Origin of the sequence: Thalassospira sp. A40-3 (assembly GCF_015871485.1) — a bacterium.
Classification (GTDB): Bacteria; Pseudomonadota; Alphaproteobacteria; order Rhodospirillales; family Thalassospiraceae; genus Thalassospira; species Thalassospira tepidiphila.
The window spans coordinates 3069499-3082712 of the sequence record NZ_CP065428.1 but is presented as its reverse complement, the minus strand read 5'-3'; the positions used below and the strand labels follow the sequence as shown (position 1 = coordinate 3082712).

12 protein-coding genes and 2 tRNA genes are annotated in these 13214 nt (G+C 53.9%); 7 read left to right on the top strand and 7 right to left on the bottom strand.

Annotation, left to right across the window (positions count from 1 at the left end; translation table 11 throughout):
- Positions 1–70: 70 nt before the first annotated feature.
- Positions 71–811: a hypothetical protein gene (locus tag IT893_RS14260; RefSeq protein ID WP_197145565.1), complete on the top strand. Its 741-nt coding sequence runs from the start codon at positions 71–73 to the stop codon at positions 809–811.
- Positions 812–938: 127 nt separating this feature from the next.
- On the opposite strand, the gene IT893_RS14255 is transcribed toward IT893_RS14260, so the two are convergent.
- Positions 939–1337, bottom strand: coding sequence for a c-type cytochrome (locus tag IT893_RS14255; RefSeq protein ID WP_120224526.1), 399 nt, complete (start codon positions 1335–1337; stop codon positions 939–941).
- 473 nt (positions 1338–1810) lie between these two features.
- Here IT893_RS14255 and IT893_RS14250 point away from each other — a divergent pair, with 473 nt between their 5' ends.
- Entirely contained in the window at positions 1811–2947 is a 1137-nt protein-coding gene (locus tag IT893_RS14250) for a DUF2336 domain-containing protein (RefSeq protein ID WP_197145564.1), read from the top strand.
- Positions 2948–3091: 144 nt separating this feature from the next.
- Here IT893_RS14250 and IT893_RS14245 read toward each other — a convergent pair whose 3' ends face one another.
- The 6 genes from IT893_RS14245 to IT893_RS14220 all read right to left on the bottom strand — a co-directional run bounded on the left by IT893_RS14245 (position 3092) and on the right by IT893_RS14220 (position 8292).
- Complete coding sequence (locus IT893_RS14245) at positions 3092–4483, bottom strand: TRAP transporter large permease subunit (protein WP_064779556.1); 1392 nt, start codon at positions 4481–4483, stop codon at positions 3092–3094.
- 21 nt (positions 4484–4504) lie between these two features.
- Positions 4505–5089 (bottom strand): TRAP transporter small permease subunit, encoded by a 585-nt coding sequence (locus IT893_RS14240; RefSeq protein WP_197145563.1) that lies wholly within the window; start codon positions 5087–5089, stop codon positions 4505–4507.
- A gap of 110 nt (positions 5090–5199) precedes the next feature.
- On the bottom strand, positions 5200–6261 hold the full coding sequence (locus tag IT893_RS14235) for a TRAP transporter substrate-binding protein (protein ID WP_174713873.1): 1062 nt from the start codon (positions 6259–6261) through the stop codon (positions 5200–5202).
- A gap of 529 nt (positions 6262–6790) precedes the next feature.
- Positions 6791–6867, bottom strand: a tRNA-Pro gene (locus IT893_RS14230).
- Between the two features lie 211 nt (positions 6868–7078).
- A tRNA-Pro gene (locus tag IT893_RS14225) sits at positions 7079–7155 on the bottom strand.
- Positions 7156–7254: 99 nt separating this feature from the next.
- Positions 7255–8292, bottom strand: coding sequence for a polyprenyl synthetase family protein (locus IT893_RS14220; RefSeq protein WP_197145562.1), 1038 nt, complete (start codon positions 8290–8292; stop codon positions 7255–7257).
- 253 nt (positions 8293–8545) lie between these two features.
- Between IT893_RS14220 and IT893_RS14215 the strand changes: the two genes are divergently transcribed.
- From IT893_RS14215 to glyS, 5 genes are all read left to right on the top strand, one after another.
- The gene (locus tag IT893_RS14215; protein ID WP_197145561.1) at positions 8546–8803 is read left to right on the top strand and encodes a DUF2007 domain-containing protein; all 258 of its coding nucleotides are present in this window, start codon (positions 8546–8548) and stop codon (positions 8801–8803) included.
- A 38-nt stretch (positions 8804–8841) separates the two neighbouring features.
- Positions 8842–9627, top strand: coding sequence for a tRNA1(Val) (adenine(37)-N6)-methyltransferase (locus IT893_RS14210; protein WP_197145560.1), 786 nt, complete (start codon positions 8842–8844; stop codon positions 9625–9627).
- A gap of 75 nt (positions 9628–9702) precedes the next feature.
- Positions 9703–9927 (top strand): hypothetical protein, encoded by a 225-nt coding sequence (locus IT893_RS14205; RefSeq protein ID WP_064779554.1) that lies wholly within the window; start codon positions 9703–9705, stop codon positions 9925–9927.
- A gap of 261 nt (positions 9928–10188) precedes the next feature.
- Entirely contained in the window at positions 10189–11079 is an 891-nt protein-coding gene (locus tag IT893_RS14200) for a glycine--tRNA ligase subunit alpha (protein ID WP_008891808.1), read from the top strand.
- A gap of 3 nt (positions 11080–11082) precedes the next feature.
- Complete coding sequence (glyS, locus tag IT893_RS14195; RefSeq protein WP_197145559.1) at positions 11083–13146, top strand: glycine--tRNA ligase subunit beta; 2064 nt, start codon at positions 11083–11085, stop codon at positions 13144–13146.
- Positions 13147–13214: the final 68 nt, after the last annotated feature.

Sequence of the window (13214 nt, the reverse complement as noted above, 5' to 3'; positions counted from 1 at the left end):
GATCGGTCGCAAACCGCCTTATTCTGTGCAAAAGGAATAGCGGGTGGATCGCAACGATGTTGGTAAAGAAATGACTGAAGACAAACTCGATTTGGCGTCTATCCCGACAGATCAGCTTGAAAAGATGTTGGCCGCGGGACGCGATGTTATGGAATGTCATCGCGTTTTGACAGCGACGGGCGATAACATCGTTGGTGAACTGATCAAGGGGTCGGGGACGTTCTATGAATGGAACCATTACCCCGAAGGCGATGTCTATGATCGCCAGTCACATGCACAGTTCTATTATCACGCCCATCCCAAGGAAGAGCGCCGTGATTGGGATGAGCACGGACATTTCCATACATTCATGCGCCCGCGCGGCATGCCCGATGGTTGCAAACCCAAACAGATCGACGGCTTCACCTATCCCGAGGGGCCGAACGATGCGCTTTCGCATTTGATCGCGTTTTCGATGGATGAGTTCGGCTTTTGCCAGCGATTGTTTACCACCAACCGTTGGGTCACCGGCGAAGTCTGGTATGACGCCGAAGACGTCATCGGCATGCTTGATGGTTTTGTCATCGACCATGCCCAGCCGTCCTGGCCGGTCAATCGCTGGGTGTCGGGCATGATGGTGCTTTTCCGGCCGCAGATTGAACAACTGATCCGCGAACGCGATCAGGCGGTGGCCGACTGGGCGCAAAAACACCCGGACCGTGACGTCTATGAAGATCGTGATGTTGAAGTCACTGCGACCCTGGATGTCGCAACGGTGGAGCAGATGCGTTCGGTCGGCGAAGAACTTCTGCGTCGGCGCGAGGCGGCATAGCGTGCCTGCGCAACTGGCATCTGAAATACCAAGGACGCATCGCCAGAGATTTCAAACAGAGTGCAAATAACAAAAATGGCCGGGGCATTTTGCTCCGGCCATTTCATATTCCGAGATCGTAAAAGTGTTACTGAGCTTTCAGGAACTCGATGATGTCGGCAACATCTTCATCTTTGTTGAGTTTGAACGCCATTTTGGAGCGTTCCTTGGAACCTGCGATTTCGCTCAGTTTCGCGGACGGATCCTTGAGGTAATCGGTCAGGAACGCTTCGTCAGCAACAAACCCTTTTTCGCAGGCTGCAAGATAACCCTTGCCGTATTTGAAGCCTTCAACCGTGCCGCATTCACGACCGAAAGCGCCAGCAAGACTTGGGCCGACCTTGTTCACACCAGCATCAAGGCTGTGGCAAGCAGCGCAGCGCTTGAAAAGTTTTTCACCTTTCTCCGCATCACCAGCAATCGCAGGGGCGGCAGACAGGAAGGCGATGGAGCTGGCAACGAGAACCAGTTTGCGCGAAAACGTCATTATTGAGCCTCTCTCTTAGTTCGATGTTCCCGGTGATCGGGATAATGCACCACTTTCTGGCGCATCTGTGGGTAAACGCAAGGTCAACGCGGGATATTGTTATGCGTCGAACAAGTACAAGATCGCTTGATCTTCAAAAACTGGTAACCAGATCTATCATAGTGTGATGGTGAAAAATTTGAGTTTAGTCAATTTTTGCACTGAGCTGTCGAAATTTGCCAGATTTCAGATGCTTCTGATTGCTGGTGTAAGGCCTACGACTGAAATAGTGTGTTTTTGCCATTGTGGCAGAAGGTTTGATGAAATCCATCAGGGACGGGGAATGTCCCGGTTCGACAATTGATCAACAGGATGGTTGAAAATCAGGACCTTGTGCCCCAACTAAGGAAAATATGTTTGTCGAATTCCTGCCAGAAGTATAATGTTGCGCAGAAATTTGGCAGCCATATGAGAAGCGTGCCAGGAGATATCTATTGCCACGTATCACCAAAGAAGATCTGAGCAAGCTGGTTCAGGACCCGTCAGGGGAAAATCGCGCGGACACGGCCGACAAGATCAGTCGTGAATTCACGACCGAGACCCTGACTGACAGCGAACGTGTTCTGGCCGAAGATATTTTCCGTCTGATGATCCGTGACGCGGAAGTCCGCGTGCGCAAGGCGCTTGCCAAAAACCTTGCCCAGACGCCTTTGGTGCCCCACGACGTTGCCGCGACGCTGGCCCGTGATGTGGACGAAGTTGCGCTTCCGGTTCTTGAGTTTTCCGAAGTTCTTAATGACGACGACCTTGTCGACATCATCGGTGATAATGCCGACAGTGTCGAAAAGCAGCGTGCGATCGCCTCACGGTCATATGTTTCCGAAGTCGTTTCGGCAACGCTGGTCGATATCGGCCATGAAGACGTGATGGTCGACCTGATGTCAAACCAGGGTGCCGAAATCAGCGAGGTTTCCCTGCAAAAGGTCGTTGATGATTTCGGCGACAATGAACGCATCCAGAAACCGATGATCGAACGCAATCATCTGCCGATCACGATTGCCGAACGCATGGTGACACTGGTGTCCGAACGGATGCGTTCGCAACTGATTTCACGCGGTCACATCCCGGAAGGGATCGTTAACGCAGTCATGACCCAGTCGCAGGAAAGCGCGACCATCGGGCTTCTTGGTGATGGTGTCGAAGAACGCGATGTCGAACTGCTTGTCGAACATCTTTATAACAACAAGCGTCTGACAAGCGGTTTGATCCTGCGCGCACTTTGCATGGGCGATGTATCCTTCTTCGAGGCCGCCTTGGCGAAACGTGCGGGTGTCTCGTTGATCAATACCCGTATTCTTATTCATGACAGTGGTCCGTTTGGCCTTGAAGCGATCTATAACAAGGCCTGCATGCCAGAGCATTTCTTCCCGGGTGTTCGTGCGGCGATCGAAGTTGCCCGCGAGACTTCCTTTGACGGTGAAGAACATGACAAGGAACGTTATTCACGCCGGATGATCGAACGGGTCCTGACCCAGTATGGTGATCTTGGGGTCGAGTTCGATTCAGATGACGTAGATTATCTGATGGGCCGTATGTTGCAGCTTCCGGGCGAACGGGCGTTGCATCACTGATCTCGCCTGTCAGCACGATGATCTTGAAGTCAAAACCGCCCGATGTGTAATCCGGGCGGTTTTCTTTTGGGCCTTCGTTGCCCAAACAAAAAGGGCGCTGCCATGCCGACAGCGCCCTTTGTCAGTTCTTATCCAAACGCCACACTATTCAAGCAGCGTGTTGGGCATCCAAAGTGCCAGTTCCGGGAAGTACATCACGAGGATAAGACCCAGAACCTGCAGAAGTACGAAGGGAATGATGCCTTTGTAGATCTGCTGGATGGTGATGGATTTCGGCGCCACACCCTTGAGATAGAATAGGGCAAACCCAAACGGTGGCGTTAAGAAGCTTGTTTGCAGGTTCACCGCCACAAGGACCGCAAACCAGGTCAGAACCTGTGCCTCGGTGGCTTCAAGGCCCCCGATATCAAGGTGATGCCCAAAATCAAGCTGGGCAATGACCGGTGCAAAGATCGGCAGCACAATCAGGGTGATCTCGACCCAGTCAAAGAAGAAGCCAAGGATAAAGACGATCAGCATCAGCAGAAGCAAGATGCCCCACGGACCAAGACCGGCACCTTCGACAAGGTCAATTACCAGATCATCGCCACCTAGCGAACGGAAGACATAGGAAAACACCGTCGCGCCGGCAAACAGGAAGAACAGCATTGCGCCGGTCAGTGCAGACCGTTCGCAGACATCCTTAAGAACCGGCCATTTCAGGCGCCCTTTGACCAGTGCCAGGAAGGTTGCACCAACCGCGCCAACGCCTGCGGCCTCGGTCGGGGTGGCAAAACCGGCAAAGATCGAACCCAGAACCAGAACAATCAGGAAGACCGGTGGCAGGAAGCTGCGCAGCATCATCATGACAAGGTCTTTGCCGTGTACTGCTTCGCCTTCTGGAAGCGGCGGGGCAAGCGACGGGTTCAGCTGACAGCGTACAAAGATATAAACCGTGTACAAGCTTGCAAGGAGCAGACCCGGAATGATCGCTGCCAGGAACAGGTTGCCAACCGATACCGACAAAAGGTCGGACATCAGAACCAGCATGATCGATGGCGGGATCAGAATGCCGAGCGTCCCGGATGCCGCAATGGTTCCGGTGGCCAGTGACGGATCATAATTCCGACGCATCATCACCGGCAGGGCAAGCAGGGTCATCATCACAACCGATGCGCCAATAATACCGGTGGTTGCCGCCATGATGGTGCCCATCAGAGTTACCGAGAGGGCAAGACCGCCCGGCACTTTACGCAGCAGCATGTTGAGGCATTCCAGAAGGTCTTCTGCAACACCACTTTTTTCAAGCATCGTGCCCATGTAAATGAACATCGGCACGGCAACCATCACCATGTTTTCGGAGATGCCGCCCCAGATACGTGAAACGATATTGAAAAATTCAATAAACGAGAAAACGTCATAGGCCATGCCCAGAAAGCCAAAGGCGATCCCGATGCCGGAAATGACGAAAGCAACCGGAAGTCCCGTGAAGACAAGAATGCCGAGCGAGGCAAACATGAACAGCGGAAACCAGTCTTCGATATAGAAGTTATCCATTTGGAATTATCCCCGTTCCGCTCAGTCTTCGATCTTGGCTTTGCCAAGGTCTTCAAGATGGTGGGTCCCGACGTAATAGCCTGCGCGCTTATGCAGGTTGGTCGGGCCAAAGACATAGACGAAGCATTTCAGGAAGATCGAAAGCCCCGCCATGGCGAGAAGGCCAAAGCCGATGGGAATGGTTGATTTGATGATCCAGCGATGGGTCAGACCCGTGGTTGAAGCCGAAACTTCGTGGCTTTCAAAGGAACGGGCAACAAAATCAAACCCGAAATACAGCACCAAAGCACAGAATGGCAGTACGCAAATGATGCCGCCGATCATCTCGACAATCGCGCGGGTGCGGGGGCGAAGGTTGTCGCGAATAAGTTCGATACGAACATGTGCATCGCGAATATAGGCGAAACCAAAGCACAGCATAAACAGGCCGGTATGCAGGTGCCATTCAAGCTCCTGGAGCTTGATGGATCCCTGACCGCCGAATTTACGTTGGATCACGTCGTACAGGATGACAATCATCAATGGTATCGCAAGCAGGCTTGCCCACTTTCCCACGCGGGTCACGATGGCATCGATGATGTCACTAAATTTCAGTAGCGCTTCCATAGAAGGTCTCCCGGGTCTTCTTATCGCGGTCAAGGCCGGGGCACGGAGCACCCGGCCTTGCCGAGAATTGTTTTTGTCGACTGACTTAACAGTCGTTCAGACCTGTTGGATTAATCGAGATAACCGATGTCTTTCCAGATCTTGTAGTTTTCGCGGAAGCTCTGGAGGCTTTCATAAGCCATTTTGAAGTTCGCATCTTCAGCTGAGAGCTCGGCTGCGACTTCTTCCCAGGCACCACGCATGGCATCGAGCATTTCCGGCGACCATTTCTTGATGTTCACGCCTTTTTCCTGAAGTTCTTTCAGGGCGTCGAACTGGATCGCTTCACCTTCTGCAAAGCCATATGCAAGGTTGTCGTTACAGACGGACTCGATCTGGGCACGCTGGGTATCGGAAAGCGCATCCCATTTTTCCTTGTTCATCATCAGATCGAACAGGGTCGACTGCTGGTGCCAACCCGGGAAGTAGTAGTACTTCGCGACCTGGTGGAAGCCGAGTTTCAAGTCAATCGCCGGCATGGAGAACTCGGTCGCGTCAATCGTGCCAAGTTCAAGTGCCGGATAGATGTCGCCACCTGCCAAAAGCTGGGTGGAAACACCAAGTTTTTCCATCACTTTCGCGCCAAGACCGAAGAAGCGCATTTTCAGACCCTTAAGGTCTTCCGGCGAATTGATCTCCTTGGAGAACCAACCAGATGCTTCCGGTGCGATCAGGCCGCAGAACAGCGATTTGATGCCATGTTCGGCATAAAGCTTGTCAAAGATTTCCTGGCCGCCGCCAAACTTGACCCATGCCAGATATTCACCCGCCTGCGGGCCGAACGGAACGGCACCGAAAAGCTGAAGGGCCGGAACCTTACCTGCCCAGTAACCCGGGGTGGAGAAGGCGGCATCAATCGAGCCGGTCGAAACCGCATCGAAAACTTCCAGTGCCGGCACAAGTGCGCCCGGCTCATAGAATTTGATGTTGATATTGCCGCCAGAAACTTGGTCGATCTTCTCGTCGACGCGTTTGCCAAGCGTACCAAGCTGGGTCAGGCTGCCCGGATAGGTCGAGCCCATTTTCCAGCGAACGCGATCCTGAGCATCCGCATCAGAAGGTACTGCCGCAACCGCGACCGCAGCAAGAACGGCCGCACAAGTTGCGGATTTAAGCATTTTAGAAAAAGTCATTCGTCTTCCTCCCTAAGAAGTCCGAAATTGGTAATACCACGTGAGGCCGACCACCACCTTTTGCTTTTATTATTGGGTGGTATTCTCCCCGATTTTTATGTTGCAGGGCGAAGCATAAGCGTATTTCGCAAGGATGAGCAAGTTTGTTTCACCGTTTGCGAAAGAAAATATCCTTTTGCAGTGCGAAAAGAAAACTTCGTGTCAGGCGTGGAAAGCAGGAATTCCGCACGGGAATGCGCATTTGGCGTTCATTCATGCCGTTTGAAAATTCCGGGTCAAAAAGCTGCATGATCGCCGCGGCTTAGGGGATTTTGGTTTTATCACCCTAATTACTGTGGGGGGATTCGTGCCCGGGATTCTGTGTGACGCCAGGGTGATGTCTGGGCGATTGTTGCCGCAATCCCGGCGAACGATGCTGTCTTGCGATATTGCAAATGCAGCAGATGGCGTCATTTTCGTCGTGAGACAGGGGAAGAAATCGTTTGAAAACGAAAACGGGCGGCCTTTCAATGAAAGACCGCCCGACTGATGGTCGGAGCGAGAGGATTCGAACCTCCGACCCCTGCCTCCCGAAGACAGTGCTCTACCAGGCTGAGCTACGCTCCGTCAGTGGGCGGAGGTTTATCCCTTCTTTTGGCGTGGATCAAGCATAAACCGGTCGTTTTGGCGGAAAAAATGTCAGTGTAGGCGTGCGCGGGACGGGCAGTTTAACAAGCGATTGAAAATCCTGCCTCTGCAGGTGATGAGGGCGCGACGCATCTTTGACTGAAACGCAAAAGGCCCCGAAACGCATAAACGTTTCAGGGCCTTTGAATGATGGTCGGAGCGAGAGGATTCGAACCTCCGACCCCTGCCTCCCGAAGACAGTGCTCTACCAGGCTGAGCTACGCTCCGTCATTCTGCGAAGCCGGGTGATAATAGTTTATCGCAGGCGACGCAAGATATTTTTGCGCCGTCCGGGTGTGACCCCGGCATGCGCAACGGGAATATCGATTAGTATGGGCGCGAAATGCAGAATTCGACCGCCTCGATCATTGCATCCTTGATCGCGCCATCGTCAAAACGTGACAGGGTGGCAATCGCCTTTTCGCCGAATTCGCGGGCGCGATCCATTGATGCATCGAGTGCATCATACTTGCGGATCAGCGTTTGCGCACGATCCAGATCGCCATCCTGGAAGTCCTGATCTTCCATGCAGCGACGCCAGAAGGCCTTTTCGTCTTTATCGCCATTGGCATAGGCAATGATCACCGGAAGCGTCACCTTGCCGTCGCGGAAATCATCGCCAACGGTCTTGCCAAGGGTTGCCTGATGGGCGGAATAATCCAGAACATCGTCAATCAACTGGAACGCGGTGCCAAGGTAAATGCCATACAGACGAAGTGCTTCTTCATCCTCGGCCGAACGTTCGGCAATGACCGCACCAATCTGGGATGCCGCGCCAAACAGCGCTGCGGTCTTGGCGGTGATGACTTCGAGATAGGCCTCTTCGGAGGTGCCCATGTCATTGGCGGTCGAAAGTTGAAGAACTTCGCCCTCGGCAATGACGGCAGATGCCTGTGCCAGAATATCAAGAACCCTCAGCGACCCGGTTTTGACCATCACGACAAAGGCGCGCGCAAACAGGAAATCACCCACAAGAACGCTGGCTTCGTTGCCAAACAGCGCATTTGCCGATGCCTGACCACGGCGCAGCTGGCTTTCATCGACGACATCGTCGTGCAGAAGGGTCGCGGTATGAATGAATTCAACGCAGGCCGCAAGGTCCACAGCATGCGGTCCATCGCCATATCCGCAAAGCCGTGCCGATGCCAGTGTCAGCATCGGGCGCATGCGTTTGCCTCCCGCCGCGACAAGATGGGTGGCCAATTGCGGAATCAGGGCGACTTCGCTGTGCATGTTGTCGATGATCACCTGATTGACGCGCTTCATGTCGCCATCAACGAGGTTGACCAGTGAATCAAGGCTCGGCTGAGTCTTTGGCTGCGGTGCGGTATTGGTCACGCTGTATTCCGACTTCTCAAATGGCATCTTCGCTGCCTGCGTGGGCGAAGATTGCAAATAACAGCAGGCGGCCTCAACATAGATAGGCCAAGCTGTTGTGGTCAAGTGGACAAATGCGGTGCAGACACACGCCTGATCGTTGGCAATTCACAGTTTTATCGCACAGGTTTTGAAAACCATCACCGCAAACGCCTACATTATAGAGATATTATCGTTTTTTGGATTTCTTCTTATTTCAGAACGTATGCAAGACCAGATCACAGTTTGAAGGAAAATGCAGATGATCGAACTTTTTCGCAGTAACGATCCCATCGAACTGAGCTGGGCACAGGCTGTGTTGGCCGATGAGGGCATCGACAGCCATATCTTTGACTACCACGCCAGCATCATCGAAGGATCGATCGGTGCCTTGCCACGGCGTCTGATGGTGGATGGTGATGCGGAAAGTCGTGCGAAATACGTTCTTGATGTTGCCAGACGCGAACTGGATGAGCATAACGCAAAGCGTGATGCGTCGGACGCGATGCCGTCCGAGTAACAGGTCAATCAGATCAGAACGACAGATCAGGAAAATCGATGGTGAATGCAGCCACACGCATTGAAGTGCCCGACTTCCCAGAAGAACGCATCAGCCATGATTTTCTTCTTGGCGGATCGGTGGTGCTTAAGCAGCCTGTCGACGGCTATCGGGCGGCGGTGGATGCTGTGTTGCTGGCCGCATCGGTTTCGATCAATTCCCGTCGTGATGAAAAGATCCTTGATGTCGGTGCGGCTGTCGGCACAGCCGGGCTTTGCGTTGCCCGTCGTCTGGAAACGGCGAAGGTGACTGGTGTCGAGCTGCAAGACGATCTGTATGCGCTGTTTTGCCGCAACGTGATGGAAAATGATCTGGCGGGGCGTGTGACCCCAATTCATGGCGACATCAATGATGGTCGCCTGCCGCTGGTGGCTGAAAGCTTTGATCAGGTCATTTCCAACCCGCCCTATTATGCTGGAGGCACGCGGCCGAGTAATGAAAGCCGTGCGAAGGCCCATCAGGAAGGCACCGCAGACCTCAAGGACTGGATTGCCTTTTGTCTTAAGATGGTGCGGCAAAAGGGACGGATTACGCTTGTACATCGTGCCGATCATTTGGACCGGATCATTGGTCTGTTGCATGGACGGGCCGGTGACATGACAGTTTATCCGATCTGGAGCAAAGCGGATGCCGAGGCGCCCCTGCGTGTGATCGTCTCGGCGCGTAAAGGCGTTGCGTCGCCATTAACCATGCGGCGCGGGATCGTTTTGCACGACGAAGGCGGGGCCTATTTGCCGCAAACCGATACCCTTTTGCGCAACCCTATGGCATTGCCCGGTTTCTAATTCGATCAAACTTCAATATAAGAACGACATGCCTGCGACAGATCTCGCAGATAAATCCGTGCTTTGGGACCTGATATGCTGAGTTTTTCGAAAATCCTCTTCACCGCGCTGATCATCGTTGTCGTCTGGCAAGGCTTCAAGCTGTTTAATCGCGGCAAACAGGTTTCAAGCAACGAACAGCCCAAGCAAACCGGCCAGGAAAAGAAAAAGCAAACCAAGCCGATTGCCCATGAACTGGAAAAATGCCCGCATTGCGGCGTGTACCATGCCGAAGGCAATGCGCATCGCTGTGATACGTAAGCCGTTTCAGCGATAAAAGCCGGGTTCTGATCAAAGCGCCTGTGCTGCATTCGACTTTGGGGCAATCCGCGCGAATTTGACTTGGATTTTTCCCGATAATCGATGATCAATGTTGCTGCAATGCGGCATGATCGCGAAGGGCGGGATACAAGGGTTGCAAATTCAGCGCGTCTCAGGGCTTTTGCCTTCTTGACCGCGCGGGGGCAGGGCGGTAGCTTGCCGCACTAAATTTACAGACAACAGAAATAGAGAGTTCGCGCCATGGCGCTCGACGGGTCGCAACGTCCCCCTTCATTCCAGGAAATCATTCTTCGACTGCAAAGCTATTGGGCTGATCAGGGATGTGTCATCCTGCAGCCTTATGACTTGGAAGTCGGTGCCGGTACCTTCCACACCGCGACAACCCTGCGCGCGCTTGGTCCGGAAACCTGGAATGCAGCCTATGTGCAGCCGTCGCGGCGCCCGACCGATGGTCGTTACGGCGAGAACCCCAACCGTCTGCAGCACTATTACCAGTTCCAGGTGCTGATGAAGCCGTCACCGGCCAATTCGCAGGATCTGTATCTTGGCTCGCTGAAACATCTGGGCATTGACCCGATGGCCCACGACATCCGCTTTGTCGAGGATGACTGGGAAAGCCCGACATTGGGCGCATGGGGCCTTGGCTGGGAAGTGTGGCTTGATGGTATGGAAGTCACCCAGTTCACCTATTTCCAGCAAGTCGGTGGTTTTGAATGTAATCCGGTCCCGGTCGAGCTGACCTATGGTCTGGAACGTCTGGCGATGTACATTCAGGGCGTCGAAAACGTTTACGACCTCGATTACAACGGCGCTGGCGTGACCTATGGCGACGTGTTCCTTCAGAATGAAAAAGAACAGTCGACCTATAACTTTGAAGTCGCAAACACCGAAATGTTGTTCCAGCACTTCAAGGATGCACAGGCCGAGTGTGCGGTGAATATCGAACGCGGTCTGGCCCTGCCGGCCTATGAGCAGGCCATGAAGGCATCCCATCTGTTTAACCTCCTTGATGCGCGCGGTGTGATTTCCGTGACCGAACGTGCGGCCTATATCGGCCGTGTTCGTGACATGTCGAAATCCTGCTGCGAGGCGTGGCTGCGGTCGCGTGGCCATCTGAACGAGGAGGCATAAGTCATGGCCGAATTACTTCTTGAACTGTTCTCCGAAGAAATCCCGGCCCGCATGCAGGCGCGTGCAGCCGAAGACCTGACCAAACTGGTCACCGATGGTCTGAAGGCCGCCGACCTTGGGTTCGATAAGGTCGAAGCACTGGTAACCCCGCGTCGCCTGACCCTGATTGTCGATGGTCTGCCGGAAAAGCAGCCTGACCTGCGCGAAGAACGCCGTGGCCCGCGTGCCGATGCACCGGAAAAGGCCATTAATGGCTTCCTTGCGGGCAATGGTGTGACCCTTGATCAGTGTGAAAAGCGCGAAACGCCCAAGGGCGTCTTCCTGTTTGCCATTGTCGAACAGAAAGGCCGTGCTGCGTCCGAAGTCATCAAGGACATCATCGAAGATGCGATGAACAAACTGCCTTGGCCGAAATCCATGCGCTGGGCAGATCAGAAAATCCGTTGGGTGCGCCAGCTTGACCGCATTCTTTGCCTGTTTGATGGCAAGATCATTCCGGTCACCTATGGTCCGGTCACCGCAGGCGATACCACCCGCGGCCATCGTTTCCTTGCCCCGGCTGAATTCAGCGTATCGAACGCGGCCGAATACAAGGAAAAGCTCCGCGCGGCCAAGGTCATGCTTGACCGTGAAGAGCGCAAGCAGGTCATCCTTGAGGGTGCGAAGAAACTTGCCGCTTCCGAGGGCTTTGAACTTCTGGAAGACAATGGTCTTCTGGAAGAAGTCTGCGGTCTGGTCGAATGGCCAGTTCCGGTCATGGGCAAGGTCGATGACCAGTTCATGGATATCCCGCGCGAGGTTCTTGAAACCTCCATGCGTGAACATCAGAAATATTTCGTGGTCGAAGACAAGGCTGGCAAGCTTGCCGCGCGCTTCATCACGGTTTCAAACATGATCACCGCAGACAACAACGCAAAAATCATCGCCGGGAACGAGCGTGTTTTGCGTGCCCGTTTGCATGATGCCAAGTTCTTCTGGGATCAGGATCGAAAAGTGACGCTGCAATCGCGTCTGCCGAAACTTGATAACATTGTCTTCCATGCCAAGCTTGGGTCGCTGGCAGAGCGCGTTCTGCGCCTGCGCGGTCTTGCGCGTGAAGTATCTGCGGAAATTCCGGGCTGTGATGTCAAACTGGCCGACCGCGCAGCAGAAATCGGCAAGGCCGATCTGGTGTCGCAGATGGTGTTTGAATTCACCGAACTGCAAGGACTGATGGGGAAATACTACGCCGAAAATGACGGCGAAGCCCCGGAAGTCGCCAACGCCATTGCCGAGCATTATGCACCGGCCGGCCCGTCGGACATGTGCCCGACGGCACCGGTTTCGGTCGCGCTCGCCTTGGCTGAGAAACTTGATACCCTTGCCGGGTTCTTTGCGATTGATGAAAAGCCGACCGGTTCAAAAGACCCGTTTGCTTTGCGTCGTGCGGCACTGGGTGTCATTCGTCTGGTTCTGGAAAACGGATTGCGCTTGCCGCTGCGGCGTCTGTTTGCATTCGCGGTTTCCCAGTACCCGGCAACCATTCGTCGTGACGAGGCGGTTGAAGACCTTCTGGCCTTCTTTGCAGACCGCCTGAAAGTCCATCTGCGTGAACAGGGTGTGCGCCATGATCTGGTGTCGGCCGTGTTTGCACTGGATGGCGAGGACGATCTTGTCCGCCTGTTGGCCCGTGTTGAAGCGCTTTCCGATTTTGTCTCTGGCGAAAGCGGCGTCAACCTGATGGCCGGATACAAGCGTGCGTCAAACATCCTGCGCATCGAAGAGAAAAAGGACAATACGTCCTATAAAGCGGACGTTTCCGCCGACCTTCTGAGCCTGGAAGAAGAACGCAAGCTGTATGAGGCGCTCATTGATGTCCGGCACAAGGCCTTGCCACTTCTGCGTGACGAGGACTATGCCGCGGCAATGACCGAATTTGCGCGGTTGCGTGAACCGGTCGATGCATTCTTCGAAAAGGTTACGGTCAATAGCGACAATGCTGACGAACGTGCCAACCGCTTGAAGCTGTTGGCACAAATTCGCACAGCGTTGCACGATATTGCCGACTTCTCGAAAATCGAATCATAAAACAGGTCAAGGTTGCGGGGCTTTCCCCATCCGGGGAGGCCCATCGGGGCCTCGACCAGATGAGGAAA

Coding starts and splice junctions, on each gene's coding strand:
- IT893_RS14215 (WP_197145561.1), top strand. CDS start 8,546: ATGATCGAACTTTTTCGCAGTAACGATCCCATCGAACTGAGCTGGGCA.
- IT893_RS14255 (WP_120224526.1), bottom strand. CDS start 1,337: ATGACGTTTTCGCGCAAACTGGTTCTCGTTGCCAGCTCCATCGCCTTC.
- IT893_RS14220 (WP_197145562.1), bottom strand. CDS start 8,292: ATGCCATTTGAGAAGTCGGAATACAGCGTGACCAATACCGCACCGCAG.
- IT893_RS14205 (WP_064779554.1), top strand. CDS start 9,703: ATGCTGAGTTTTTCGAAAATCCTCTTCACCGCGCTGATCATCGTTGTC.
- IT893_RS14240 (WP_197145563.1), bottom strand. CDS start 5,089: ATGGAAGCGCTACTGAAATTTAGTGACATCATCGATGCCATCGTGACC.
- glyS (WP_197145559.1), top strand. CDS start 11,083: ATGGCCGAATTACTTCTTGAACTGTTCTCCGAAGAAATCCCGGCCCGC.
- IT893_RS14245 (WP_064779556.1), bottom strand. CDS start 4,483: ATGGATAACTTCTATATCGAAGACTGGTTTCCGCTGTTCATGTTTGCC.
- IT893_RS14210 (WP_197145560.1), top strand. CDS start 8,842: ATGGTGAATGCAGCCACACGCATTGAAGTGCCCGACTTCCCAGAAGAA.
- IT893_RS14200 (WP_008891808.1), top strand. CDS start 10,189: ATGGCGCTCGACGGGTCGCAACGTCCCCCTTCATTCCAGGAAATCATT.
- IT893_RS14235 (WP_174713873.1), bottom strand. CDS start 6,261: ATGACTTTTTCTAAAATGCTTAAATCCGCAACTTGTGCGGCCGTTCTT.
- IT893_RS14260 (WP_197145565.1), top strand. CDS start 71: ATGACTGAAGACAAACTCGATTTGGCGTCTATCCCGACAGATCAGCTT.